This window comes from Nostoc punctiforme PCC 73102, assembly GCF_000020025.1.
In the GTDB taxonomy this organism is placed as follows: domain Bacteria; phylum Cyanobacteriota; class Cyanobacteriia; order Cyanobacteriales; family Nostocaceae; genus Nostoc; species Nostoc punctiforme.
Window position 1 is genome coordinate 2,389,003 of the sequence record NC_010628.1, and the last position, 26,104, is coordinate 2,415,106.

The window sequence follows — 26,104 nt, forward strand, 5'->3', positions numbered from 1 at the left end:
ACATACTCTATCTATTAATCTAGGAAATGTGGCAATGCCCGAAAAACCAACAACAACTATTCACAGCCAACTACTGGAAATATTGTCCCAATTGCCCTTATCTTTTCAAGAAGAAGTATTAAATTTTGCTATTTCTCTCCAGAAAAAAAAACTAACTCAGCATTGGGATGCTATTTCTGATGTCGAGGCTGCTGCATTGAAAACTGAGTTTGCTGATGAAGATTTAGATTTTGCAGAATCCGTTTTAACTGATTATTTCTCCCAGCTTCAGCAAGAGGACGCAGTTTAATGCGAGGAGATGTTTATTTAGCTGATTTAAATCCGAGCCGAGGTTCAGAGCAAGCAGGTATCCGACCAGTTATTATTGTTCAGCGAGATCGACTAGCTCAGTTTACAACAACATCTGTAGTAGTTCCTTTAACCACTAATCTGCGACGCGCTATTATACCAGGGACAATTGTTATACCTTCAGGTGAAGGCGGTTTAACGCAAGATTCAGTGGTACTTTCTTATCAAATAGTTGTTATCGATAGGCAGCGATTAATCCGAAAATTAGGAACTCTTTCTCCTAATTATTTATTAATGCTAAAAGTGGCATTAGATTACACTTTACAACTAAATAATTCTGACGAAGAAAATGCCGATTGATAGTATTAATTAATAGCCGCAGCTACGCCCGTTGTAGACATAGCTTTCCATGCTGTGCCCAAAACAAAGAAATTTAGTCACAAAGGCTGAGAAAATTTGTCATGGGTTAGATGGCCATCATCTTGAAAATAAGTAGAATTACATACTGGTGAATCCTTCAAAATCCTTTTGTAATGGAGTGTCGAAATGACATTAGCCAGTCCTCTACAAACAAAGCCTTTAACAGATGAAGAATTACGCAAGATAAACGCTTACTGGCGTGCAGCTAACTATCTTTCAGTTGGACAGATATATCTACTCGACAATCCACTACTGAGAGAACCGCTAAAGCTTGAACACGTCAAACCCAGGCTCTTGGGTCACTGGGGAACAACACCAGGGCTGAACTTTATCTATGCTCACTTGAATCGGGTCATCAAAAAATATGACCTAAACACGATCTATATTGCTGGCCCTGGTCATGGTGGCCCTGGACTAGTAGCCAACACCTACCTAGAAGGCACTTACACCAAGTATTATCACAACATCTCCCAGGATGCTGAAGGAATTCAGAAACTCTTCAAGCAATTTTCTTTTCCTGGTGGTATTCCCAGCCACGTTGCACCAGAAACCCCTGGTTCGATCCATGAAGGCGGGGAACTAGGTTATGCCCTTGTCCACGCTTTCGGTGCTGCCTTTGATAACCCTGACTTGATCGTTGCTGCTGTTGTGGGTGACGGCGAAGCTGAAACAGGTGCTTTAGCAACTAGCTGGCATTCCAACAAGTTTCTTAACCCCGTGCATGATGGGGCTGTACTGCCGATCCTGCACTTGAATGGGTATAAAATTGCTAATCCAACAGTACTGGCACGGATCAGCCATGAGGAATTAGAAAGCTTATTTGTCGGCTACGGCTACAAGCCCTACTTTGTCGAAGGTGACGATCCCGCAGATGTACATCAGCAGATGGCGGCGACTCTAGATATAGCGATCGCCGAAATTCAAAGTATCCAAAGAGAAGCCCGCGTACATGGTTACACTGAACGTCCTCAGTGGCCGATGATTGTCATGAAAACCCCCAAAGGTTGGACAGGGCCAAAGGAAGTTGATGGTAAAAAAACTGAAGGTTCTTGGCGATCGCACCAAGTTCCCTTTGGGAATATCGCCAAACAGCCAGAACATCTGAAACTCCTAGAAGATTGGATGAAGAGTTACAAACCAGAAGAACTCTTCGACGCTAACGGCACACTAATCCCAGAACTAGCAGAATTGGCTCCCAAAGGCCATCGACGCATGGGTGACAATCCCCACGCTAACGGCGGTCTTTTGCTGCGCGACCTGAAGATGCCCGACTTCCAAAAGTATGCTGTAGATGTTCTCAAACCAGGGCAAGCGATCGCTGAAGCTACCCAAGTTGCAGGAATTTTCCTCCGGGATATTATGCAACTTAACCAAGAAAGCCGCAACTTCCGCATCGTCGGCCCCGATGAAACGGTATCAAATCGCTTAGGCGCTGTGCTAGAAGTTACAGATCGGGATTGGGCAGCCCAGATACTCCCCGAAGATGACCACCTTTCCCCCGATGGTCGGGTGATGGAAATTCTCAGCGAAACTAATTGTCAAGGATGGTTAGAAGGCTACCTCCTCACAGGACGACACGGGTTTTTCTCTTGCTACGAGGCGTTTATCCACATCGTGGACTCGATGTTCAATCAGCACGCCAAATGGCTGAAAACGACTAGACATATTCCTTGGCGTAAACCAATTGCTTCCCTTAATTATCTACTTACCTCTCACGTTTGGCGGCAAGACCATAACGGTTTTTCCCACCAAGACCCTGGTTTTATTGACCATGTAGTTAATAAGAAAGCAGAGATCGTTCGCGTGTATTTGCCCCCCGATGCCAACACTCTGCTATCGGTAACTGACCATTGTTTAAGAAGCCGCAACTATGTCAACGTCATCGTTGCCGGAAAGCAACCAGCATTGCAATACCTAAATATGGATGCTGCTATCAAGCACTGCACCAAAGGCATCGGTATTTGGGAATGGGCAAGCAACGATAAAGACGGCGAACCAGATGTAGTAATGGCTTGTGCTGGGGATATCCCCACCTTAGAAACTTTAGCGGCTGTGGACATTCTGCGCCAGCACTTCCCTGAGTTAAAGGTGCGGGTAGTGAACGTAGTCGATTTGATGACACTACAGCCAAAAAGTGAACACCCGCACGGTTTGAGCGAAAAAGACTTTGACACGATTTTCACCACCGATAAACACATTATCTTTGCCTTTCATGGCTATCCTTGGCTGATTCATCGCTTAACCTATCGCCACACCAATCACGAGCAGTTGCATGTGCGTGGCTACAAGGAAGAAGGAACCACCACCACTCCCTTTGATATGGTTGTGCTTAACGAGCTAGATCGCTTCCATCTAGTGATGGATGTAATCGATCGCGTACCAAAGCTAGGATATAGGGCAGCTTATGTCAAACAGCAGTTGCAAGATAAACTGATCGAACACAAACATTACATTGAGAAGTACGGCGACGATATGCCGGAAATTCGTGACTGGAAGTGGCCCTATTAAGAGGAGATAAGTGAAAAGAGGCAGAGGGGAAAATCTTCTCCCTGCTTCTCGCTTTTTTAGCTCTTTAATATCCCCTCTTAACCCTACTGGATAGTACCAATCACTGATACCCCTTTGGCGAGAGGTGGTTTTTGGAAACTTTCGTTGGGGGTTTCCACGATAGCATAAGGATTTCCAGCACTGCGATCGCAGATCGATTTGGGTGCAGGTAAAATCGGGAGGAAAACGGTGCAAATAAGTTCTCTTACGGTTGTTAACCAGTTTCATCCAAGAGAAGCTTTATTGCGATCGCATACAGAAAATTTTTAACTGAGGAGCGCACTATACCATACTTTAATAAAAGAAGCAATACCTTACAGTAAGTACTATTTTTAACAAAACATTTGTAACTACCCTTGCAGTTTATTTACCCACCGACTGCTATTCTTATAGTTACTTCGGTCTGTCATAGCAGATAGATTATCCTCAATAATGTTTTAATTTATTAGCGCTCATATACCATCCTGGTACTGTGGGTGCTTTTACTATATGCTTGATAGCAGCAAAAAATCTAGTCCCCTTCCCGACGCGGGAAGGGGGGAAATTTAAAATATCTCTCATTTTAAGAGAGAGGTTTTCCAAATAGCCTAAGCTGAGAGTGAAGCTTTGACTTGACCAAAACGGCGATCGCGACTTTGATAGCTCAACAAAGCCTGATGAAATGCTTCTCGATTAAAATCTGGCCAAAGAATATCGGTGAAATACATCTCTGTATACGCCATTTGCCACAAAAGAAAATTACTTAATCGCATCTCACCGCTAGTACGAATCAGCAAATCGGGTTCTGGAGTATCTGCCGTATAGAGATGTTGTTCTACAAGACTTTCATTTACTTGTTCCGCACTGAGTTCGCCCTGTTCCACAAGTTGAGCTACTTGACGACAAACTCTGGTAATTTCATTGCGGCTACCGTAGTTGACTGCAACAGTAAAGTGGATTGCTTGATTGTTCAACGTCTCTGTCATTGAACGTTCCATTTCCATCTGTAGAGACTTAGGTAAAGCTGATAAATCTCCAATAAAGGAGATTCGTACACCTTCTTGATGCATTTGGGCCAACTCGCGATGTAGTAATCGTTCAAACAAATGCATCAGAAAATCCACTTCTTCAATGGGACGCTGCCAATTTTCTGTTGAAAAAGCGTAGGCTGTCAAGGCTTTGATTCCCCAATCCTTACAGCAACGCAATAGTTCTTTGAGCGTACTTGCTCCTTGGCGATGTCCAGCAATGCGCGGTAATCCTCGACTAGTTGCCCATCTTCCATTACCATCCATAATGACGGCGATATGTTGGGGCATTGTTTGGGGATTTAAATCGCTGGGTAATTTTGATTTGTTATTTGTCATTTGTCATTTGTTATTACTGATGAGTAGTTTCAAATAAATCTTGCAAATACTCTGGTGTGAGGCTATTGTTCCAACTCCACAGACGACGCATTGTATAGGTGAAGGTGAAGAGGAGAGTTGCTTTGTTAGTCAATGACCAAGCATTCCAGTTAAGAGTACCCATCATCCGGTGGAGAGTACGCATGAGGTTGTTACGTTGATAATTTTGCGCTCGCGTTTCGATGAGTGTGCGTCCAATTCGCATCAAGCCAGTATCAGGGAAAGTCCAGGCCCCAAACCCCCAAAATTTGGTTGTATGGTTGATTTCATCCTGTGCTAATTCCTCTAGAACATCCTGGAGTGCGCCAGTAGTGTGAGCCATCAACCAAATATAAAGACAGGTTGCACCGTATTCTGTGGCAATACGGTGTAAACCGTGGCGATATAAGTCTTCGTGAGCGTCATCTGTGGGAAGATAGTTTCTAACAGTACGAAATTTTGGGGTAATTTTCTCGCCTGTTAATTGGGTGTAGATTTTGATTAATGCAGGTGTGTGCTGACGTTCTTCCTTTTCCCACAAACCAAGTTCTAGAAGTTCGCCATCTTCACGGACAGTTCCACCAACAAACCGAGCCATCTGAGGATGCAATTTTTCTAAATACTGCCGACTGGTTTGGGTATAGCCGCGAATGGGAGCTTCTGTGTCCATTGCACCTATTAATATAGATAGAAATACCTCTGTGTCTAAGCCGATAATTTGATTGCGGTTAATTGTTTGCCAGTCAATGGGTTTCCAGGCACGTGGTTGAGGATTGGCAAACTGTATCGGTAAATCTTGCAGGCGGTCGTGTAATTGTTCGACTGCAATATATCTGTCTATGAGGGAACGAATGCGGCGCTGTGTTTGCAAGTAATGAGGGCTGGGATAGCTTTGGCCTGCTAAGTCTTCTGTGATTGGACTGAGAGCATTAAGCATATTTTTATACTTAGATTTTTATCTCTATGCCCAATAGCCTAAGCGATCGCACTTCGTTTTGTCAGTCGGCTCAAGTCGGCAGTTTTATGCGATCGGGTTGCAAAAGTCGGGGAAAAAGTTGGTTAGAGAAAATTTGGGTTTAGAATCTCACCCTTCTAAGACGACTTTACAAGTTTTTCCCCCAGCAAAGAGCCCCATCTTTTGACGTGACTTTTTCCGCCTTGGAAGGTGTTAATAGGTTAGTTGTAAACTACTTAGAAGATATTCTCCCGCAAGAATGGGAGGATAGATAGGTGATTGCCTCTGGGAGCAACTTTCTAGACAAGCAATTTCTGTATCATCATTAGGATGACAGAAAAAAGCAATAGAATACCTTGACTTCTTTACTCTCTCATCATTGGGAATCATAACCCGATGCTTAGTCGAGCAAAATATATGATTCGTCCATCTCTGCATTAAATCACCAGTATTTACTAGTACCATCCCAGGAATCAATGGTGCGGCAATCCACTCTTTCCTAGTTGTCTGCACTTCCAAACCTCCTACTGCATGTTGGAACAGTAAAGTAAGACTGCCATAATCGGAATGTTCACCAGCACGTACTTGTCCAGGTTTGGGCGATGTCTGTAGTGGCGGGTAATGTAATAGTCGCAAGGTATGATTTTTTTGATTATGTCTAGTCGTAAAAAAATATTCAGGCAATTCTAATGCCAAAGCAAAAGCTTGCAGTACAGTATTAGCTAATTCTGTACAAGCATTGTAAAAAGTAGATATGACAGGATTGTTTGTAAGTAAGATAGGAGATGAAAAATTATTAATTATTATGTCATTTTTTATATTAAAAGCCTCTTTTAAATCTCCTGGTTGATTAGGATTGAGGTGTTCTCTTTCCAAGCCAACATAACCTGTATTAATAAATTCATTGTTCCAGGCTAACTGTTCCTTGACTGCCAATGGTGAGTCAAAAAAAGATTTACTTGCAGAAAAAACTTGCTCTAATAAATCCGGTGATATGCCGGAATTTTGGATGTACATAAATCCAATTTCATGACAGGCTTGATAAATATTTTTAACTACATTTTGTCGCCTTACTTGGTTGCTAATTTGGAACTGTGATAAATCAATTATTGGAATTGACATAAAATTACACCGCACTTTGCCAGTAAATTAAGTACACATTTAATATGATAAATTTTCTGGGCTGGGGCAAGATGCACACCCTATACCTTAGATCGATCGGGTGTGGCTAGGTAATGCAATTGCCTCGACATTCGCAGAGGTTTTATCGGCAATTAATTTTTCTTATTCTTCTTGTACTGATTGAGTAAGTATTGTGGATTGCTGATATACATCTCTGTATAACCGCACTGACCACAAATATATGCTGTTAATGTCCCAGTGTGAGTTCCTTTAAATATGAGCGCTTTTGGATTCTCGTAAATTTCTACTTGCAGATCCTTTTTAAACTCTTCTATGTGGGTGACAATACGAACGTTTGGAATGATATTTTCAGAGCCACATTTAACACACACCAAAAGTTCAACTTTTTGTTGGTCTGGATACTCGGCTAGCCCTGTTGATGTTACTAAGACTGGCTGACCTTTAATGCTAGAAGGAGCAATTTCGTCAACTCCCTGGAATGACTTGTCCTCGATTCCATCGTTTGAGGTACCACAACTCCAGCAGAAAGAGAAAGTCTCTTCATTCTGCTCATGGCACTTGCAACATTCCCACATCTGTATTACCTCTGCAAAACAGTTGACGTTAGACAAGTTTAAACCAATAACAATTTTACTCACATTAGGCGAAGCAAAAAGGTTAGAAAAATTGTTATTCGAGAGTTAATCCGCTATTTACCGACTGAAGAGACTACAGGTCACTTGAATATTTCGACTTAACCCTGTTTTCTCCCTTTGAGAGAATGCAATAACCAAAAGAGTTGTGAAGCTTTGGTTTCCAGTTCTTGTCTATAAATTTTAGTTTCTATTAGAAAATAAAACTTTAAGTCTTGATAAAATCAAAGTTTGAGACTTTGGCTTCGATTATTGCTTTTCAAGAGTGACAAAACAGGGCTAAGTACCACTACATTACAGACGGCATACGCAACTTTGGCTATTTAAGCGGGTCGTGTCCCCAATCTTTTAAAGAGTACCGCAAGGCACTATGTTCGCTCTGCGCCTGAAGGTTTTTATTGATAATTCATGCTGGGTGACTAAATTACGAGTTTTCAATGACAGATTATCTTCTTCTGCGTCTGTTATCTAATAAATTAACAGCAGCACCAGCAGCAGCACCATTGACACCATTTTTCCAGGTAGTTCTACAACCACCAGAAATTGCACCTGCCAATACACCAGCACCAGCACCTACACCGATATCTTGAACAGGTAAACGTCCGTTTCTTCTTCTGGCTCTGGTGCTTCTTGCACCATTGGCAGCATTAACAGCAGCACCAGCAGCAGCACCTTTAAAAGCATTGTCTAATAGGGAACCACAATTTGTTAAAACCCCACTTAATACACCTGCCCCGGCTCCAATGGCTGCATTATTAACAACTCGGTCATCAGCAGAAGCAGGTTGAACCGGGATTAAGCTAGTACCAGCTAAAGTAGCAGCCATCAAACCAGGTAAGAATGCGCGTTTTAGTATGTTTTGCATGGTAGTACCCTCTGAAAATCTTACGATTGGTGAACAACCAAATTTCAGTGCGCTCACTAATCCTCGTATTTCTAATTTTAGACAATAGCAATATTATCTAGAATAAGGATATTTGGATAATTACACGCACTAAAACGTAATTTTAGCCCAAAGCTTGTTGTATTTACTGAGTGGACAATAATTAAACTGACACATTAACTAAAAAACAGTAAACCAAAAAGTTTTTCCTCAAAGAGCGATCGCTTCGCTAGATGGAGGCTAGTCCATCTTCTCCCCAATCTATTCTCTCTCTTATTGCCGAAAGCCTTTCTGATGTGGGCTATTGGGGTAGCTAGCTATTTCCAATCGCAGGCGTGCCAGGACAATATTTCATACTAAGTCGCCCCTTGGGTTTAAGAAAGAAAGGGCTTTTTCGTTATATTTATCAAGTTAAGCAACAAATAAAACCTAACAGTTTGAAATTTTCACTAATACCTTCAAAGTTACCTTAAATCAATTAGCTGTGGCAGTGCAACAAAGGCGTTTCAGGCGCTTCGAAGGAGGCTTACGTACAGTTCAAGGAATTTACTAAACAATAATAGACGGCGTTGCAGCACTTCTAGAACTTACTCTTGGTACGTACTCAAGGTTTTTTTTCAAAAAAATACTAGTATTATTTTTACTAGCGTCCTGCGGTTATTACTGCCTTGTTTCAGTGTTGATGAGCGATTAAAAAAATTAAATTATACAATTAACGTCCGGAAAACAAAGGTGAAGTTAGGAAAAATAGTGAACATATGATTGTAACTTTCTTTGATTGAGTTCATATAAAAGGCTTTCACAATGGTTACTACTCCTGTATATTATTTGCAAATTCTGGACAATCCGAATATTGAAATTTCTCAAGATGAGTTGCGATCGCTTTTAGGAGAAATAGAAGTACAACTGCATCGTAGCCGAGTTTATCGACGGGTTTTAGGGATTGTGCAGAAGTTAATAGGTGAACAAACAGATCAGGCTCAAGATTTATTAAAAGCCGTAGGTAGAGAAGCGATCGGGTTAGCATTTCAACAATTTGCCCAACAATCTCAAAAAGTTGAAACAGTTACAGATACCAAGCAAGCCACAGAAATAGTCAATTCTTCACCAGAGATACAGCAGGAGCATTGCGCTCTCCAGGAGGAACCCTCTAAAAATACAGCAGAAAATTCGCTGTGGAAAAAACCACTACAATTGCTAAATCATCAGAGAATTTCTCAAACTGAACTTGTAGAACAAGCTGAACTTGCAGCCCAACAACGCATGGTGTGCCTACGTCAAATCGGGCAACAACTCCAAAAAACCCGTCAGTCCAAAGGGCTTTCTTTGGATCACATCCAGCTTTCTACTCATATCCGAACGGAGCTGATAGAGGCATTAGAAAACGGCAACTGGAAAGAATTATCAGATGACATTTTTGTACGTGGATTTATACGACGTTATGGAGATGCTTTAGGACTTAATGGTGTTGCTTTAGCTGCCTCTTTGCCATTCCTAGCAGCTATACCAGCAACTCAGCCCTTTTCGGATCAATCTAAAAAAGGAATGGGATTGGAAATTCGTCCGACGCATTTATATGTAGGTTATACAGCTCTTCTTGCTGGTGCAATGGGAGGATTAGCTCTGATGTCCCAGCAACAAGCAAATACCAATATATCAATTGAGCAAGATAACTCTTCTTCTGTTTTACAATCGTTAAAACAACAATCCCCTACTGTTAAACCAGGGATTAAATCTACTAACACTGGTGTAGCTGTCGGATCTGATATTTCCCCACCAGAAGGATTATATTAACGAACTGCACCTGCCTGATAACGGCTCTTCTGTGGGCTACACCGCCAATTTTAACCACATAGGACAGGTGCTGGATTTGACGTTATTTTCAGCTTACTACCTGTCCCTTTCCTTATCCCGAATTCAGGTTATTTTTAGAAATTAATATTCCAGACAATTTTAATGCTCGATCGCTCCCAAAGTTTTCAAGATTGCTTTTTGCGCTTGTGTGACTCCTGTAATTCCAGTGATATTCATGCCTTCGTAAGAGCGATCGTGAAAACTGAAAACTGAATTACCTTCATTATCCTCTTAGAATCTATTCAACATCACCCCAAAGATAGATAGTTAGTTTACTAGTATCTAACTTTAGGGGAATTAAATCTTTAAAAAAAATATTTATAAGTGAAGTATAAATGGTGTTACATGTCTGTGTCTTTCGTCCATACGTGAATAACATTTATGTATTAATACAGTTCAAAAGGCTTGCTTCCTCTAACCCCTTTTCTCACAAGTAAGTACTGCAAGGATTTCCTAGCAACGAAAATTACTAACTGAACTGTATCAACTTATGTAGGAAAAAGGTGAGGTAAATAATTATGTTAGATCAAGCCATCAAGTCTGATTTGCTTGTGGAATTATCTCCTGAAGAACAGGAGCTTCTAGCAGCTGGTGGAGGAGATTATGGAGGTTACGGTGGCTATAAGCACCATTACGGTGGCTATAAGCGCCATTACGGCTATGGTCACTACCATCGTCCTTGGGGTCACTACAAGCATCATGGGTACCATCACTGGTAGTAAGATAGCGAAGCGCAGAGATTGAATAGTCTCATAGTTGAATGTGACTAAGGAGTTATGTAAAAATAAATTGAACAATTAACTGACTACTTTGGGTTTGATAATATAGTTCCACTCACCATGAAAAGAATTTCGTTCGATTGCGATAGTATCAAGCTCTTGGTCTGTAACCTTGATTCCCGTTTTGTAGAGATTTGGATCTAATCTAGCTTCAACTTCTAATCCTTGTGTGGTGGTAGTATTGCGAATTAGATTAATCACAACTTGCAAGCTAGTTAATGGTCTGCCTCGCCAGTTTTGGGTAATGTGACAAAACAAGCGATGCTCAATCTTATTCCATTTACTTGTGCCTGGAGGAAAATGACACACATGAATAGTTTTACCAGTATCAGTTGCTAATTCTTGTAACTTCAATTTCCACAATCGTGAGCGATAACTATTGCTACCACCGCAATCAGCCGTAATCATTATATGCTCACTGCTGGGATAAACTTGTTTACCCATTGAGTACCACCAATGACGAATAGACTCGACTGCAAACTCTGCGGTATCGTGGTCAATGCCAACATTTACCCATCCTTGATTTGAGGTTAAGTCATAAATTCCGTAGGGAATTGCCTTGCCCAACTTGGGGTCAACAAAATCATGCATTTTCACCTCAATTGGCTGTTCCTTTTCACACCACTCGGTTCCAGAATTTTTAAAATCTCCAATTAATTCTTTTTTTTTGTATCAACTGAAATTACGGGTTCGTTCTGGGATTGAAAGTGCAAGACTTGGTTGGAAATATGTAAAAACTGATCATCTCTATCTGGATGAGATGAGCCATCACGGGTTTTACGATTTGATTGTAAGCTGTAGCCAAGCGATTCAAGTAAGTTATAAACACTTTTAGGACTAGTCCTATGTCCCCCAATGTTTAATGCCGCAGCCAGTTTCACAACACTTTTAGAAGTCCATTTTAGAGGAGATTCTGGGTCTCCCAGTGTCACTGGTTCAATCAGCGATTCTAAATCTGATAGCAGCATTGCGTCTTTTTCTTCAAGTAGTTTACGTCCAGCACCTGACGAACGAATTCGATTACTATCATCATTCGAGGTTTTTTCCCCCGAAGCGTCTAACAATAACCGTATCCCAGCATGGATTGTAGTCCGGGATAGTCCAGTTGCGAGCGCAACCTGACTCACGCCTCCCCAGCCCAGGCTTCGGGCTTCAATTGCTGCCCAAATACGCCGTGTTTTCTCATTCAAATAAGGCGATAACGAATCGTACTTGTCTTGAATGCTTTCTACTACCTGCTTATCAGACATATAAGCCTTTAATTCGGTTACATTCTGATCATCTTACCATTCAGCAAATTGTTCAAGTTATTTTTACATGATGCCTAAGAAAAGGCAGCTATGCTGGAGGGAACGATAGTTGCATAGCTTGAGAAGCTTATATAATAAGGGTTCCAAAGTACAGCATAGCTGCCCTCTGCCTCCTGCCTCATCATCCCAACAAACACCATTTTTTAGTGCCATTCGCTACTTGCCCGTCGTGCGGTAGCCGCCCTCTTTCTGCATTCGTTCGACTGCAAGAGCATCAGCAAGCGGAGTGATGAACGCATCAAATTATTTGATTTTAACTGGAAAGCTTGTTCCGCCTTCGTTAAAAAACAGCGATACGTTTTTATTCTGATTCACAAAATTTTTAGCGATCGCCATGCTTATTTGCCGACAATCAAGTATATCAGGAAGAAAACATACTAATCGTCTTGATAACCTCGATCGGCTAACAGTAAAATCTGCGCTTTTTTTAAAACACGAGCAGAATTTTTACCTGGAGAATTTCTAAATATCCATTCGTATACCTCAATACCTTAGCCAAAATAAGAGGATGAGGAGAGAGGGCCGATGTAGTAGAGTTATTGTCTCTCACAACGACAACTCAAAAACCACAATCAGCCCATGTCAGATATCTTATCACTGCTACAATGCTTGCTACCGCAGATAAACGCTACGACCAGGGCTATTTCATTCTAAAAAGCTGCTTGAGTGTGTCTAGTCCAAAAGAACATAAACGTTGAGCTTGTGCCATATTTTCAAACATATTACTGCGATATAAATTAAGTGAAAAATTGCGAGCAAGCACAAAAATTTGAGGAAGAGGAGTAGTGCGAATTCTAGATTTATCTTCGCCTTGAGTAACGTCTCGAACATAGTGGACTTTATTCTCAACACCCCAATATCCTCTGATACGTTCAGCAAAGGCTTGCACCGTTTCGCTTAAAGATGAAATATAATAACGGGTTTCATTAGTTACTTCAATCACATTGTGTGAAAACCTGACGCTCTGATTTGACTTTAATCAAAGTGGTAAGTCCAGGCCAAGGACGAATACCATCGAGATTTTTACAAATACTGACATGACGCTTTTCGATTCGACCATGCCCTTTATTTATCTGCTCATAAGCCAATTCTGGCGTGAAATTTGTTTTGACATCTTTGAATAAGTTAAGCTGATTGCCTTTTAAGGCGGCAATATAATCATTCCCACTATTTATAATCAACTCACAAGTTTTTTTGAGTATTAATAGCATCAAAAGCAAAGATAACCCCATTGAGAGCCAGTTTGGAAATCAACTCAGGTAAAGCAATAATATCATTAGTTTTGGCATCAACTTGAAATGGCTCTAAAATTAAGCCTCGCTCAACAATATAAGAACTAACTAACATCATCGCTGGATGCGAATCCGAGTTAGGGTTATCATTTTCAATCTGATATGAACCCTTGAGGACTTTACCATCTAACCCAACAGTTTCTCCAGTATTTGGTTGTACATTAAAGAATTTGCTCAGACATACGGAATAATCTTCGTAATCTACGTGTAATAAGGCACGACGTACAGTGCTATAAGATGGTAGTCTATTTTTTGGCGGTTGAAAAAGTTCAATCCACGGCTCACGGTAGCTTGAAATCCAGTCTCCAATTGCTAAAAATCCTTTGTTCCCTGCTGCGATGCCTACGGCGGGCTGCGCCTACGCCAATGTGAAAAGTGCCAAAGATAATGGTAGATTATGTCTCTGTCCGGCGCGGCGACGGGGGTCTTTTAGACCTGCAAAAGCTTTGATAATTTCGATTTCAGACACGGTAATAGATGCTTGAAGTAGAACTGGCGCTGCACCTTACCATATCGCGTCTACATTTACAATGAAATAGCCCTGTCGGTATTGCCTGGATTGATGGAGAACTCGAACCAGGAGAACAAGAATTTTTGCAATCTATGGCAAATGAGAAAGGGCTAGCTGACGATCCGGAAATTAAATCCTTATTATCGCCAGATTTACCAGTACAACCGGAAGAATGTTATAGCTGGTTACAAGCTTATTTAAAAAATCATAGTTCAGACAAAGATTTTCAGGAATTGTATCAAGTCCTGAACTCGTTGATGTACAGTGATGGGGAATTAGATAGCCAGGAAAAGGAACTTTTAGCAGAGCTTGTCAACGCAAAAGTAGAGAACGTCCCAAGTTACCAACTGACTCTAAAGTGTCGATTTATGAGCATGATGCTTAATAGCAAATTTCTGGCAAGCGTAGTTCAGATGAAGCAATCATCTGTTGTTAATCAAACAGCTTTAGTTACTGGGTACTATACTCGTGTTCCCTACCAAGTTTTAAGCCGTTTTAGCGTTAACGAAAATAACAAAGCAATTAATTACGAATTATCAAAGCTATATTTAACTGATAATTTCGCACCAATACACCAAGAGATATTTGCTGAAAATTTAGCAGTTATTGGCAAACTACCTGAAGAATTACAAGGAACCTTTCTGCGTAACGGGCCGAACCTTCAATTTCAACCACTTGGGCTATATCATTGGTTTGATGGGGATGGAATGCTTCATGCAGTAACTATTAACAATGGTCGTGCCAGTTATCGTAATCGTTATATTCGCACACAAGGGTTTGAGTTAGAACAAAGTCTAGGTAGAGCAGTTTGGCCAGGGTTGCTAAATCTTCCTCGGTTTGATGCTCCATACGGGTTGATGATGAAAAATCCTGCCAATATATCCTGTGTGTGGCATAACGGGCAGCTACTTGCTCTGTGGGAAGCAGGCGCACCTCATATTATCCAGCTTCCAGATTTAGAAACCCTTGGGGTACAAACTTTTAATAACAAACTCGCTTCTACCTTCACCGCACATCCAAAAGTAGATCCGGTAACAGGTGAAATGATGTTTTATGGTTTTGCACCCATCGCTCCACCTTATTTAGAATACAGTGTTGTTTCCGCAGATGGTGAACTAAAGCAAACTGTACCTATTGACCTACCAGTGCCAGTGATGATACATGATTTCGCCATCACCGAAAACTATATGATTTTTCTGGATATGCCTTTGTTATTTAAACTAATGCAATCAATAACAGGTCATTTACCAATTAAATTCGAGCCAAAACGCAAAAGCCGTATTGGTATCTTACCTCGCCACGGAGATAACAGAACAATTCGTTGGTTTGAAGTTCCAAGTTGCATGGTTATTCATACTGCTAATGCTTATGAAGATGGTAAGGAGGTTGTACTCATAGCCTGCCGTATGGACTACTTTAATCTGTTAATTCCTTCTTATAGTGATAGTGGTGAAATCACAAATTTTGATTTGGAAACTCTAAAATTATTTTGCTGGCGAATTAACTTGGTGACGGGTGTAGTCAAACAAGAGGTTTTAGATGATGTTCCTTCAGAATTTCCTCAAATTAACAACCAATTTATCGGTCGCAAAAGTCGTTATATTTATACTTCACGAGTAGCACCATATATGAAACCAAAACCTGTATTTGATGGTTTAATCAAATACGATTTAGGAACTAATAACTCCCAGAGACACGAATTTGGACGAGGACGCTTTGGTGGTGATACTACCTTTGTATCTCGTCCAGGTGCAACCGCTGAAGACGATGGTTGGTTGCTAACAATGGTCTGGGATACGGTGTGGTCAAGCAATCTGAGTTACTGATTATTGAAGCCCAAAACTTCATATCTGAACCAGTAGCGCGGGTAATTATGCCTGGGCGCGTCCCTTACGGTTTCCATGCTACCTGGATTTCTTCTGTTGCAATGGCTTAACCGACAAGCTCACTAGCACCAGCATGAAACCGAAGCAAAAACTTGTCTTTTGTTGGTGCTTTAACTCGAAATAGAATGGCACTAAGAAAAGCCGAAACGCCTGTGGGTTAAGCAGTGCCCAATGGCACATCGCCTTTGCGGGAGGTGGTTGGCGATAGTTACTATTAGAAAATTATTAGCAAACTCTCTCATGCGTTAACGTGAGTTCGACGGATAGAAAAGCCCAGAAAGGTTGCTAGATATGAATTTGCTCAACTGGGCAGCCCATAAAGCGATCGCTAAGATTGATTGAGAATGAGCAAAAAAATTACAAAAAAATGCCGAGACTAAAAATATCTAAGGAAAATGAGGTCTCGGCTATGTCTACGATTGTATCTCACCTCGATATCGTACAAATCTTCTGTGACGTAGATGATTTTTGCAACCAGTGGGAGAACTTGTGGCAACAAGTCTTGATAGAGCGCTTCCCAGTTCGGAAATTCTCGTTTGGTCATCATTAGTTACCTTTTCTATTGATAGGTGAATATAATAGCTAAGATGTCTTCCAAAAACTCAAGTGATTAAAGTCAGCTAAATTGCTTTATGCTTTTGGCATGGTAGAGTAAACAGATTGACGTTGATGCAATAGCTCAAACCATTGCCTCAATTTAGGATACTCTTGCTGCCAATTATGGCCAAATCTGAGGCTGTAGTAACCCAACCCTGATATAGCTGCAACATCAACAGCACTCACAGTTTCATTGAATAGGTAGGCTGAGTTAGTCAATTTTTGCTCAAAAACACCTAAAAGGCGATTAATGCTGGACTGATATTTAGCTTGGGTGGCAAAATCAGCTTGATTTCCTTTACGGGTTTCATACCACAATGCCACAATATTGTCTATCAAACTGTCTGCTAACTCTTCCCCCTGACGACAGCACAAACGCTCAATGCGATCGCCTGGATAAAAACTCGGCTGAGGATAAGTCTCGTCTAGATACTCCACAATCAGCGTTGAATCCCAAAAAACGAGGTCATTTTCATCTACCAATACCGGAACTTTCCCAATGGGAGATAAACTTAAGAATTCTGGAGATTTATTGTTAATGTCTGTTTCTTTGGGTTCGTAAGGTAGCTGCTTCTCTGCCAGGACAATTCTCACTTTACGAGCGTAAGGTGAACGCTGTGCATAGTATAAGATTCGCGCCATATCGCTGCTATAAATTCAGTATTGTGATTTCCTATTTTAAATCTAATTTTGAATTGATGAAGGCAAACAAGCGGCTACAAAACCGCAGGTGAATAACCCTAAAGTACCTCCGAAGAGTCTATGTTGATGAGTCTGGCATGGATAAACGCTCTGAGCTTGGGCTATGGATACTTTAGAGTTGATTGGTTGAAGCCTTTATGAAACAGCACAAAGCTTAATTGTGGAATTTGATTGATGTAGGTCTGCTGCCACTTAGAAAAATTGCGAACTACGAATTGGTCAGTCACCGGAAGCCATATTTGTGGCAGCTTGCAAGGAGGGAGGAGGCCGGAGATGCGACGGTATCCGATGTGCGCGAGACTCCCGCTTTTTCAGCGATTACAAAGCATCCGTGCGATGTATGGATTCAATCAACTCCTCAACTTCTTCTTCGTCCAGACATTGTTTCACTTGGGTGCAGAACCACTTGAATTCTTCCAGTTCTGTGTCCTTGACTTGGTAGACCAGTAATGTTCCTGCAACGCGGGCAAGAGTAAGAGGTGATGGAGAAACGTGGCTCAGTAGATCGCACGCATTCTGGTATATTTCCATGACTGATAATTCGTCCAAAGGAGATCCCAACTGAGCAGAAAGCTGTTTTAGATTCTCCTGAATAGATGAATGGAAGCCTGGATCTTCGGGATGGGAAAGAGGGTTACTCATAATTGTCGTTCAAATGCCATTGGATTGGGACTGGAAGCAATGTGTTGAATTGAGTTACTCTTTTGGGTTAACTCGTAGACATCGTTTCTGTCTGGCTGTTCATTTGGCTGTCAGCGTTGCTGCTGTTTGCGCTCTAGCAACTCCAAGGGAACATAAACATTCATTTCAAAACCTTGTTAGTTGCTTTGCGTCTAAGTTTTGTAGCCTCCTGATGACTTTCTAGAATTGTGGCACAAACTTCACGCCACTAAATGCTTTGAGATTTAAAAACCGACGACTTGGAAACTCAGCAACGAGACGATTAGGTACATCATACTCCCACTTAGAAGCTGCACCATTCCACCACCTTTGCCCCGGTAACTCTCACATGGGGAGTTCAAGCTACTCATCACGTCATGCCTTTGGTTTCCACTGTTGTTGTAAGGCTCGAATCAAAATCGGTTCGGAAAAATTTGCCTTTTATTCTCTTGCAACCACCGCATATAGTCAATTGTGCTTCTAAGTGTATTTTCTAAACATAAGTGCAAGCTTCTAGAGATATTTGAACTTCTTCCTTGCGAAAAGCTTACCCCAATGGCTAGCAATGCGCTTCGCACAAGCTTGAATATCTCGCACTCAACTGAGCCTTATGACTAAAACCACACGCTTAATACATCTCCCAAATAATCAGCAATTCCCATCAAATTCTAACAAGCCACTTGGTAAGCCTAACAGTCTCTCGTGAATCCACCTTTTTCGCCACCATTTATTTTTATTTACGCTTTGAAAAAAATTATTTGTAACCGTTAGACTATCGTATAATGACTGATTAATAGTTACAAACTACGCACAATGTCTTAACTATGAATGAATTCAATAATCTAGGAATAATTGAAAAGTTTATCAATACAGTGATGAGGGTAAAAACTGGCAATCAACAACGGTATCCAAATACATCAATAGCTACGATACAAGAACTAGATATCAGAGTAGTTTTAGTTTATACGCTAGGAACTCTTCTACAAATCGTAGTCATGATTTTCGTGTTGCTGGTCATGGAAAAATTAGTAATACTGATTGATAATAATTCTTCTTTTCCTAGTTGGTTTAGCACTTTATTTACTGGATTACTTTTTGCTGTATTAAGTATCCGTTCCCGATTTTTTTCTCTTTTAGATAATACTCGTTCTCGTCAGACTTACGATCAGGTAATCAGACCAAGATGGTCTCCTCCACCTTTAGTATTTCCCATAGTTTGGATGGTAATCGCCGTTTTACGGGTAATTTATTCTGTATTGGTTTGGCAGCAGATGAATCACCAATTTTTAGTGCTGCCTTTAATTTTGTTTGTGGTGCATCTGGCTTTAGGGGATACTTGGAATACAATTTTTACTGTAGAACGGAGATTAGGCGCTGCTGTCCCTGTAGTTATTTTAGGCCCTTGGTTATCTGCTGTAGTGGTGACGGTTATTTATTGGCAAACTAATCCTGTAGCGGGAATGACTTTATCATTTTCTTGTGTATGGTTAACTGTCGCTGCTGTATTGGTATTTAGAATTTGGCAATTAAATGGCTCGGAGCCATTGTATCCTTTAAAATTAACGCCTGTGGAGAAATAAATACCCAAAATTCACCAAGACAAGAAAGCAAGGAAAAATATCACTTGACTTTTGAGTACCACATTCAACATATATAAAAAACGGTAGATTCTTAATCTCTCTACCGTTTTGTAAACTCTTAAATTTGAGACTTAATTAAATGAAAATAGCACTCTTCTACCGTTGTGAATACTCCCTCGCTTATAACTAGTTCTAAAGTTTTTTTAGAAGTGAAGGTAAAAGTATTTACCATTGTTAATTACTTGCCGTATCTCTTCACACATTGGGTATTCACCTACCCACTCAACCTTACATAAGCTTTAGATCCGGTGAATGCAATTCCCTAGCTGGTTGCGAACGCTTATACTACTGGCAGAAAATTTGACCCCTTAAAACTTTTCAAACACCCTCTAAGCACTAACTAATGCCTTTAATTCCTCAGTTTTTAATCTTGGCCCATAGGATGTAACAATCTTAGAAGCTGCGGTCGATGCTAATTTTCCGGCTTCTTCATAGCTCATACTTTGGGTAATTCCATAGAGAAAAGCTCCTGCATACATATCTCCTGCTCCTACTGTATCTATAGCTTTTACTTGAGGTGCAGCGATTTCGATTAATTCCTGACCGTCAAATACTACTGAACCCTTGGAACCGCGAGTAATGGCAAATTTCTTACTCAAGGTTTTTAGTTTGTCTACAGCTACTTGAAAATCTTGTGTATCTGCTAGTTCTAATGCTTCACTTTCATTAGCAAAAATCAAATCTAAACCAGGCCCAATGATATCTAATAACCCATCTTTAAAAAATTTCACCATGTTGTAATCAGATAAGGACATGGCGGTTTTTACACCTGCTTTTTCAGCTATTTCTCTAGCCTTTATAGCTGCTTCTTTTGCTGTGGGAGAAGTCACTAAATACCCTTCTATATATATGTATTCTGAATCAGCAAGCGCTGATGATACTAGTTCTTGTGTAGAAAATTTTTCAGTAATTCCCAAAAATGTATTCATGGTGCGATCTGCATCAGGAGTTACTAACACCAAACATTTGCCTGTAATTCCTGATTGACGGTCGCCATTTTTTAAGTTGGTATCTACCTGAGAGTTGAGTAAATCTTCGATGTAAAAGTCTCCAAATTCATCATTAGCCACTTTACATGAATAAAAAGCTTTTCCTCCTAATTGACTAATTGCCACCATTGTGTTCGCTGCTGAACCTCCACAACTCTTATGGCAATGAAGATTTTTGAGATTTTCCAAAATATGATTTTGACTGTCTTCATCTAGCAGTGTCATTACACCTTTGTCAATCTTTAGCTCTTGTAGTAACTCTGGAGATACTTCGTATTCTATATCTACTAAGGCATTACCTACACCATAAACATCATATTTCTTGCCCATTGTTTATCTCCAAGAATAATTTCTATCTGACTTGAACAGAACTGATAATAACAGATAGGCAACTCCCTAAGAGTTGCTTGTCGAAAATTTCGTAGATCCACATTTCTTCATGGTCTTTAGGCTACAGTACTTTTATTTCTGCGAAGAAAATTCTCTCCGAAAGCGGGTTATTCATTTTCAAGCATGACTTGTCGATACAGGATAGCCGAGAAACCGTTACCTGGATGGTGAAGAATTTGCATGGTAGCCGGATAAAGGAATTTTGGAGAAAAACAATTCTGAAAATCAGCAACCAGATGCTAAAAAACAAGAACCAAATGCTGAGATTTCAGAGAAAGATGCTGGCTGTGAAAAAATGCGTGCTTTGTTACGAAGCATCTATTTCAGGTCAAAGTCAGTCAGAGCGACGGTTCTGTGAAATCTCAGGAACTACTCAGGAACAGCTAACGAACTCTTTTGAAGAGTTCGTTAGCTGTGTCTCTGACACGCTTACACGGATTTCGCATGAGGAGGAGACGGCTCACGCGCCTTGGGGGGCGCGTCGCCTCAGACTGTTGAAAGCTTGTCAGAGAAAGAGAAAGACTTGCCTGTGGCAATGGACTGCACGGCGCTAGCGCTTGTAGATGCTGTACAAAGTAATCCCGCTTCGTTGTTGGCTGAAAATCAGGATTGTGGTGTTGAAGTGGCATTTCCTCATGAAGGTACTTGTTCCGCCGCGCCCGTTGCTCAAAATGAATTTTCTTCAAGTTCAGCGATCGCCGAACAAACGCAAGAGCAAGTAGAACAAGGTTATTCTGCTACGTTGTTGGTTGAAAATTCAGTTTCGGGTGTAGAAATCAAACCAGTTCATGAAGGCACTTGTTCCGCCGCGCCCGTCGCCCAAAATGAATTTTCTTCAAGTCAAGTGGAGGAGCAAGTAGAATTGAATCAACCCGCTTCGTTGTCAAGAGAAAATCAAGCCACTGGTGAACAAGTGAAAGACTTTCATGAGGGTGAAAGTTCCGATGCGCCCTTGCCAAATCCTGAAAAGTGGTCACATGAGGCGATTGTAGCGAGGTCTAATCTGCGACCAGAACGTATGGAGAAACTCAAACTTGCGGCGAATTCGGGGCAGAATCCGGGTTTTGACTTTTTGCAAGAGTGTTGGGAGGATGACCCTGCCTTGCAGATTGTCATTAAGAAACTATTGGCAAAGTTTCCCCAGTGGGGGGTTGCGATTGTGGATGGGGCGTTGGTGGGATAAACGGGAGTTATTACGGCTGTGGTGAATTTCTACTGGGGTGATCCTACCCTCGAAATCGGAGTCTGCAAACTCAACGATCTGCTTGAGTCGGCTTTTACTGTTCTTGTGCGATCGCCGCGGGCCCTCGCGCCATCGCAGTTTTGGCTAAATGCAGAGATTGGGCGTACAGTCAGACGATTCCGGGACAAAGTTGGCAAAAACAATGAGTCTAGAACTTACATATTGACAAGCAAGACAAAAAGTGCATAAGGAGAATGCATAAAAAAAACAGCGATCACTAGTTACCAGAGGCGTTAAAAACAGATAATTTACTTGGCTGTGTTTAGGGTTCGGACAATCAGAGCAATTACTAACTTCAGGTCGCTCGTGACTTCATCCTAGAACACCTTAAACAAAAGGTGGGCTTGAATGCACATAGCCGGTTTTCTGTCAATGCGTAAGTTCTAGAATAGTCCACCTTCTAGACGCAAAAAAGCCATTCATCCCGTATCTACCGATTCAACTTCAGCAGCCAACTCTGTAAACGAGGATATTTTCCAGCAAGTAGATCCAGGTTCAGCAACAATTACGGTTACTGCTGTCGAAATTCCAGAATTGACAAAGGAAGAAGAGCGCGATCGCCTGCATCTAGAACGGAAGGTGGAACGGGCGTTTTTTGAGGCTGGGAAAGCGTTGGCAGAATTACGCGATCGCCGACTTTACCGTTCAAGTCACCGCACGTTTAAAGATTATTGCCGCGATCGCTTTGGTCATAGTCGCCAGAAGTCAAATTATCTGATTGCAGCAGCTGATGTCTACGAGAATTTGACAACAATTTGTTGTCAAAATTTGTTGTTGTCAAAATTTGCCGCCTGAAGATTTAACAACAAATGGATCACAAATTTTACCCACTAGTGAAGGGCAAGTCCGACCCATTACAAAGCTAGAACCTCAAGAACAGTGGGAGGTATGGCAACAGGCAGTAGAACTTGCTGGCGGGAAAGTGCCAACTGGTAGAATCGTCAAAGATGTGGTGCAGCGCATCATGGAAAGGACGAAAGTCCCAAACACCTACCAAATCGGCGAAGTCTGCCAAAAATTATTTTCGATGCGAGCAAATAGCAAGTAATTATTTTCAGAATGAGAATTACTGTATAGTTTGAGGTATGCCAGATTATCCTCTCAAGAGTTGCTCTATGATTGCTCTACCTGGTATTGCCATCCAAGACAAGATATATGAAAGTTCTAATTCTCTAGTTTATCGGGGCATCAAAGACGATGGAGTAGGCATCATCGTAAAAATACTCAAGCAAGATTATCCCTCACCTCAAGAACTGACCCGCTACAGACAGGAATATAAAATTACCTGTTCCCTTAACTTGGAAGGGGTTGTCAAGGCATACAGCCAGCAGGACTATCAACGCACTCTGGCGATTATCTTAGAAGATTTTGGGGGAGAGTCCTTAGAGCAATGGATGCACAAGCGCCCAGATATCTTCTGCCCCATGCCTTTATTCACTTTTCTAGGTCTTGCGATCGCTATTTGCGACATTTTAGGCAGAATCCATGCAGCCAATGTCATTCATAATGATATCAACCCTGGAAACATAGTTCTCAATCTAGATACTGGCGTTATCAAAATTATTGACTTTGGAATTGCCACCCAATTTAATCGCACAAATCCAACCTTCAAAAGTCCTCATGTTTTAGAAGGGACACTCGCATACCTATCTCCAGAGCAAACAGGGCGGATGAACCGTTTGCTCGATTACCGGACTGATTTCTACTCGCTGGGCGTGACATTTTACGAACTGCTCACCGGACAACTACCATTTCCCACAACGGATATGTTGGAACTAGTCCATTGTCATATTGCCAAACAGACTGTTCCGCCTCATGAAATAAATACAACGATTCCCAAGCCAGTTTCAGATATCATTCTCAAACTGATGGCGAAAAATGCTGAAAATCGCTATCAAAGTGCCTGGGGCATCAAAGCGGATTTAGAAATCTGTGCTGAACAATTAGAAGAAATCGGTCAAATCTCTAGCATTCAACTGGCGCTTCAAGACGTTTGCGATCGCTTTCAAATTCCCCAAAAACTGTATGGACGGGATAAGGAAGTTGCAATGTTACTGGCGGCGTTTGTTCGCGTAGCATGTCCAGAGTCAAATCCTGTTGCTGCGTTACCAAACAATTCAGAAACAACTTCACAAAGGGAACAAACGGGCAACTCAAAATTCCAAGTTGAAATGATGTTGGTATCTGGCTATGCTGGCATTGGTAAATCTGCGTTAGTGCAGGAAATCCATAAACCAATTACCCAAAAGCGTGGCTATTTTATCTCTGGTAAATTCGATCAATTTCAGCGCAATATTCCCTACAGTGCGATCGCGGTTGTCCTGCAAAAATTGATACAGCAATTACTTAGTGAGCCAGACGAGTATGTGCAACAGTGGCAAGCGCGCCTGCTAACGGCTCTGGGAAGCAACGGACAAATCATCATTGATGTGATCCCGGAAGTTGAATTGATTATTGGCAAGCAGCCGCCTGTACCGTCCGTTGGAGCAACTGAAGCTCAAAATCGCTTTCACCGGATTTTTGGGCAATTTGTGCGGGTGTTTTGTTCAAAAAAACATCCCCTGGTGATATTCTTAGATGATTTGCAATGGATAGACTCAGCAACGCTGAATTTAATTGAGTTGATGCTGCTGGATGAGCAAGCCCAATCACTATTTTTGATTGGAGCTTATCGAGATAATGAAGTGAAGCCAACGCATCCATTAGCATTAATGCTAGAGAGACTGCGAAAACAAGGGGCAGTACTTCAGGAAATTACCCTAACACCCTTAACGCTTGAGCCGTTGAATAAGTTGATTGCCGAGACGCTGCATCGGAATGCAGACATCGTTCGTCCCTTAGCTGAGTTAGTTTTGCGTAAAACTGAGGGCAATCCGTTCTTTGTCAATGAATTTTTGAGAATGCTGTATAGCGAAAATCTGCTGACATTTGATGCTGAACACTTATGCTGGCAATGGAACATAGCTGATATTCAAGCCCAGGATATTACCGATAATGTGGTGGAGTTGCTACTGATCCAGTTAAATAAATTACCAGAAAACACACAGCAAATTCTCCGATTAGCTGCTTGCGTCGGTGCTGAATTTAATTTAAATACGTTAGCGATTGTTTGTGATAAACCACCTGAAACAGTTTTTCAAGATTTACTAGCAGCCATACAAGTTGGATTAATTCAAGCACTATCTGAATTAGATGAAAACTTGTTAATTCAAGAGTATAAGTTCTTACACGATCGCGTCCAGCAAGCTGCTTATGCCCTAATCGATGAGTCGCACAAACAGGTGGTTCATCTTCAAATCGGTCGCAATTTACTCGAAAAAACGTTGCCATAGGAGTTATCAGAGCGGCTGTTTGCAATTGTCGATCATCTCAATTTAGGGGTCGATCTCGTCGTCTTTGGGCAGGAACGAAACAGCATCGCCAGGCTCAACTTAATGGCAGCCCAAAAAGCCAAAGCGGCAACTGCCTATAGTGCAGCTTTGAAGTATGCGATCGCAGGCATCGAGTTACTCGCAACCGATAGTTGGCAACATCAGTATGACCTCAGTTTGGTTCTCCATGAAGAAGCCGCAGAAACTGCTTATCTATCTGGTGATTTTCTAGCGATGGAGCAATGGGTTGCTATTGTTTTGCAAGCAGCCATAACCATTTTAGATGAAGTGAAAGTTCATGAGGTCACAATCAAAACCTATGTGGCACAAACTCGTAAGTTAGACGCGATTAAAGTTGGGTTGCAAGTGTTGGCAAAACTAGGGCTGAACCTACCAGAATCACCTACAGAATTCCAGATTCAACAAGCACTTTCAGAAACAACAGAAGTTCTGCAAGGAAGGAATATTCAAGATTTGGTGCATTTACCTTTAATGACAGATGCCAGTAGATTGGCAGCCATGCGGATTATTTCAAATATCGCTTCTCCTGCCTTTCAGGCTGCACCTGCACTGTTTTGGCTGATGGCGTGTGAGCAAGTCAAGTTATCGATTCAATATGAGACTTGTCGGGAAATAAGAGAGAATAGA

General features: G+C 41.4%; 24 protein-coding genes and 2 pseudogenes. 14 read left to right on the plus strand and 12 right to left on the minus strand.

What is annotated here, in order from left to right; all coding sequences use genetic code 11:
- Positions 1-34 precede the first annotated feature (34 nt).
- From NPUN_RS09865 to NPUN_RS09875, 3 genes are all read left to right on the plus strand, one after another.
- Positions 35-289: a hypothetical protein gene (locus tag NPUN_RS09865; protein WP_041565303.1), complete on the plus strand. Its 255-nt coding sequence runs from the start codon at positions 35-37 to the stop codon at positions 287-289.
- The gene (locus NPUN_RS09870) at positions 289-648 is read left to right on the plus strand and encodes a type II toxin-antitoxin system PemK/MazF family toxin (protein WP_012408617.1); all 360 of its coding nucleotides are present in this window, start codon (positions 289-291) and stop codon (positions 646-648) included. Before NPUN_RS09865 ends, NPUN_RS09870 begins: the two co-directional genes overlap by 1 nt.
- A gap of 186 nt (positions 649-834) precedes the next feature.
- A complete protein-coding gene (locus NPUN_RS09875; protein WP_012408618.1) occupies positions 835-3,216 on the plus strand; it encodes a phosphoketolase family protein in 2,382 nt (793 codons plus the stop codon).
- 626 nt (positions 3,217-3,842) lie between these two features.
- On the opposite strand, the gene NPUN_RS09880 is transcribed toward NPUN_RS09875, so the two are convergent.
- The 5 genes from NPUN_RS09880 to NPUN_RS09900 all read right to left on the minus strand — a co-directional run bounded on the left by NPUN_RS09880 (position 3,843) and on the right by NPUN_RS09900 (position 8,214).
- Complete coding sequence (locus NPUN_RS09880; RefSeq protein WP_041565304.1) at positions 3,843-4,601, minus strand: isoprenyl transferase; 759 nt, start codon at positions 4,599-4,601, stop codon at positions 3,843-3,845.
- 13 nt (positions 4,602-4,614) lie between these two features.
- Positions 4,615-5,556, minus strand: a complete 942-nt coding sequence (locus NPUN_RS09885; protein ID WP_012408620.1) for a hypothetical protein — start codon at positions 5,554-5,556, stop codon at positions 4,615-4,617.
- A 231-nt stretch (positions 5,557-5,787) separates the two neighbouring features.
- The gene (locus NPUN_RS09890) at positions 5,788-6,696 is read right to left on the minus strand and encodes an isopenicillin N synthase family dioxygenase (RefSeq protein WP_012408621.1); all 909 of its coding nucleotides are present in this window, start codon (positions 6,694-6,696) and stop codon (positions 5,788-5,790) included.
- Positions 6,697-6,848: 152 nt separating this feature from the next.
- Positions 6,849-7,355 carry a hypothetical protein gene (locus NPUN_RS38715; RefSeq protein WP_148220278.1) on the minus strand — a complete coding sequence of 169 codons (507 nt, stop codon included), beginning with the start codon at positions 7,353-7,355 and terminating at the stop codon, positions 6,849-6,851.
- Positions 7,356-7,794: 439 nt separating this feature from the next.
- The gene (locus NPUN_RS09900; RefSeq protein WP_012408623.1) at positions 7,795-8,214 is read right to left on the minus strand and encodes a hypothetical protein; all 420 of its coding nucleotides are present in this window, start codon (positions 8,212-8,214) and stop codon (positions 7,795-7,797) included.
- A gap of 822 nt (positions 8,215-9,036) precedes the next feature.
- Here NPUN_RS09900 and NPUN_RS09905 point away from each other — a divergent pair.
- Positions 9,037-10,026 (plus strand): helix-turn-helix domain-containing protein, encoded by a 990-nt coding sequence (locus NPUN_RS09905; RefSeq protein WP_012408624.1) that lies wholly within the window; start codon positions 9,037-9,039, stop codon positions 10,024-10,026.
- Between the two features lie 578 nt (positions 10,027-10,604).
- Entirely contained in the window at positions 10,605-10,805 is a 201-nt protein-coding gene (locus NPUN_RS09910; RefSeq protein WP_041565305.1) for a hypothetical protein, read from the plus strand.
- 78 nt (positions 10,806-10,883) lie between these two features.
- Here NPUN_RS09910 and NPUN_RS09915 read toward each other — a convergent pair.
- The 4 genes from NPUN_RS09915 to NPUN_RS09925 form a co-directional block, all read right to left on the minus strand.
- Positions 10,884-12,115 (minus strand): ISAzo13-like element ISNpu10 family transposase gene (locus tag NPUN_RS09915; RefSeq protein WP_086000586.1). Its coding sequence is split into 2 segments (ribosomal slippage): positions 10,884-11,536 and positions 11,536-12,115, totalling 1,233 coding nucleotides; the frame shifts between segments, so codons are not numbered across the junction.
- A 700-nt stretch (positions 12,116-12,815) separates the two neighbouring features.
- The gene (locus NPUN_RS38720) at positions 12,816-13,118 is read right to left on the minus strand and encodes a hypothetical protein (RefSeq protein ID WP_083782352.1); all 303 of its coding nucleotides are present in this window, start codon (positions 13,116-13,118) and stop codon (positions 12,816-12,818) included.
- Complete coding sequence (locus NPUN_RS38725; RefSeq protein WP_148220279.1) at positions 13,111-13,356, minus strand: hypothetical protein; 246 nt, start codon at positions 13,354-13,356, stop codon at positions 13,111-13,113. Before NPUN_RS38725 ends, NPUN_RS38720 begins: the two co-directional genes overlap by 8 nt.
- A 1-nt stretch (position 13,357) precedes the next feature.
- Positions 13,358-13,807, minus strand: coding sequence for an ISAs1 family transposase (locus tag NPUN_RS09925; protein ID WP_148220280.1), 450 nt, complete (start codon positions 13,805-13,807; stop codon positions 13,358-13,360).
- A 263-nt stretch (positions 13,808-14,070) separates the two neighbouring features.
- On the opposite strand from NPUN_RS09925, the gene NPUN_RS09930 reads away from it, so the two are divergent.
- From NPUN_RS09930 to NPUN_RS44700, 3 genes and pseudogenes are all read left to right on the plus strand, one after another.
- A complete protein-coding gene (locus NPUN_RS09930) occupies positions 14,071-15,804 on the plus strand; it encodes a carotenoid oxygenase family protein (protein WP_336884934.1) in 1,734 nt (577 codons plus the stop codon).
- Positions 15,780-15,914, plus strand: coding sequence for a carotenoid oxygenase family protein (locus NPUN_RS44485; protein ID WP_336884935.1), 135 nt, complete (start codon positions 15,780-15,782; stop codon positions 15,912-15,914). Before NPUN_RS09930 ends, NPUN_RS44485 begins: the two co-directional genes overlap by 25 nt.
- 359 nt (positions 15,915-16,273) lie before the next feature.
- Positions 16,274-16,366, plus strand: a pseudogene (locus NPUN_RS44700) (IS982 family transposase); the annotation flags it as partial.
- A gap of 128 nt (positions 16,367-16,494) precedes the next feature.
- Here the strand turns inward: NPUN_RS44700 and NPUN_RS09935 are convergent.
- Together NPUN_RS09935 and NPUN_RS09940 are read right to left on the minus strand one after the other, a co-directional pair.
- On the minus strand, positions 16,495-17,103 hold the full coding sequence (locus NPUN_RS09935) for a glutathione S-transferase family protein (RefSeq protein ID WP_012408625.1): 609 nt from the start codon (positions 17,101-17,103) through the stop codon (positions 16,495-16,497).
- Between the two features lie 378 nt (positions 17,104-17,481).
- Entirely contained in the window at positions 17,482-17,694 is a 213-nt protein-coding gene (locus tag NPUN_RS09940; RefSeq protein ID WP_234711065.1) for a hypothetical protein, read from the minus strand.
- Between the two features lie 953 nt (positions 17,695-18,647).
- Between NPUN_RS09940 and NPUN_RS09945 the strand changes: the two genes are divergently transcribed.
- Positions 18,648-19,403 carry a TspO/MBR family protein gene (locus NPUN_RS09945; protein WP_012408627.1) on the plus strand — a complete coding sequence of 252 codons (756 nt, stop codon included), beginning with the start codon at positions 18,648-18,650 and terminating at the stop codon, positions 19,401-19,403.
- A gap of 389 nt (positions 19,404-19,792) precedes the next feature.
- On the opposite strand, the gene NPUN_RS09950 is transcribed toward NPUN_RS09945, so the two are convergent.
- Positions 19,793-20,782, minus strand: coding sequence for an adenosine kinase (locus tag NPUN_RS09950; protein WP_012408628.1), 990 nt, complete (start codon positions 20,780-20,782; stop codon positions 19,793-19,795).
- Between the two features lie 262 nt (positions 20,783-21,044).
- Here NPUN_RS09950 and NPUN_RS43070 point away from each other — a divergent pair, with 262 nt between their 5' ends.
- The 5 genes and pseudogenes from NPUN_RS43070 to NPUN_RS09965 form a co-directional block, all read left to right on the plus strand.
- Entirely contained in the window at positions 21,045-21,200 is a 156-nt protein-coding gene (locus NPUN_RS43070; RefSeq protein WP_234711066.1) for a hypothetical protein, read from the plus strand.
- Positions 21,201-21,344: 144 nt separating this feature from the next.
- On the plus strand, positions 21,345-22,025 hold the full coding sequence (locus NPUN_RS43075; protein WP_234711067.1) for a hypothetical protein: 681 nt from the start codon (positions 21,345-21,347) through the stop codon (positions 22,023-22,025).
- Positions 22,026-22,619: 594 nt separating this feature from the next.
- On the plus strand, positions 22,620-22,880 hold the full coding sequence (locus NPUN_RS42495) for a hypothetical protein (protein WP_193372261.1): 261 nt from the start codon (positions 22,620-22,622) through the stop codon (positions 22,878-22,880).
- Positions 22,870-23,133: a hypothetical protein gene (locus tag NPUN_RS42500; RefSeq protein ID WP_193372262.1), complete on the plus strand. Its 264-nt coding sequence runs from the start codon at positions 22,870-22,872 to the stop codon at positions 23,131-23,133. The genes NPUN_RS42495 and NPUN_RS42500 overlap by 11 nt, the downstream gene beginning before the upstream one ends.
- Positions 23,134-23,200: 67 nt before the next feature.
- Positions 23,201-26,074, plus strand: a pseudogene (locus NPUN_RS09965) (AAA family ATPase); the annotation flags it as partial.
- Between the last annotated feature and the right edge of the window lie 30 nt (positions 26,075-26,104).

What these genes read in the sequence shown, in the direction of transcription:
- NPUN_RS09885 (WP_012408620.1), bottom strand. Translation starts at nt 5,556, where the DNA reads ATGCTTAATGCTCTCAGTCCAATCACAGAAGACTTAGCAGGCCAAAGC.
- NPUN_RS09905 (WP_012408624.1), top strand. Translation starts at nt 9,037, where the DNA reads ATGGTTACTACTCCTGTATATTATTTGCAAATTCTGGACAATCCGAAT.
- NPUN_RS09865 (WP_041565303.1), top strand. Translation starts at nt 35, where the DNA reads ATGCCCGAAAAACCAACAACAACTATTCACAGCCAACTACTGGAAATA.
- NPUN_RS09935 (WP_012408625.1), bottom strand. Translation starts at nt 17,103, where the DNA reads ATGGCGCGAATCTTATACTATGCACAGCGTTCACCTTACGCTCGTAAA.
- NPUN_RS09870 (WP_012408617.1), top strand. Translation starts at nt 289, where the DNA reads ATGCGAGGAGATGTTTATTTAGCTGATTTAAATCCGAGCCGAGGTTCA.
- NPUN_RS09940 (WP_234711065.1), bottom strand. Translation starts at nt 17,694, where the DNA reads ATGGAAATATACCAGAATGCGTGCGATCTACTGAGCCACGTTTCTCCA.
- NPUN_RS09930 (WP_336884934.1), top strand. Translation starts at nt 14,071, where the DNA reads ATGGCAAATGAGAAAGGGCTAGCTGACGATCCGGAAATTAAATCCTTA.
- NPUN_RS09910 (WP_041565305.1), top strand. Translation starts at nt 10,605, where the DNA reads ATGTTAGATCAAGCCATCAAGTCTGATTTGCTTGTGGAATTATCTCCT.
- NPUN_RS09890 (WP_012408621.1), bottom strand. Translation starts at nt 6,696, where the DNA reads ATGTCAATTCCAATAATTGATTTATCACAGTTCCAAATTAGCAACCAA.
- NPUN_RS09880 (WP_041565304.1), bottom strand. Translation starts at nt 4,601, where the DNA reads ATGACAAATAACAAATCAAAATTACCCAGCGATTTAAATCCCCAAACA.
- NPUN_RS09950 (WP_012408628.1), bottom strand. Translation starts at nt 20,782, where the DNA reads ATGGGCAAGAAATATGATGTTTATGGTGTAGGTAATGCCTTAGTAGAT.
- NPUN_RS09875 (WP_012408618.1), top strand. Translation starts at nt 835, where the DNA reads ATGACATTAGCCAGTCCTCTACAAACAAAGCCTTTAACAGATGAAGAA.
- NPUN_RS09945 (WP_012408627.1), top strand. Translation starts at nt 18,648, where the DNA reads ATGAATGAATTCAATAATCTAGGAATAATTGAAAAGTTTATCAATACA.
- NPUN_RS09900 (WP_012408623.1), bottom strand. Translation starts at nt 8,214, where the DNA reads ATGCAAAACATACTAAAACGCGCATTCTTACCTGGTTTGATGGCTGCT.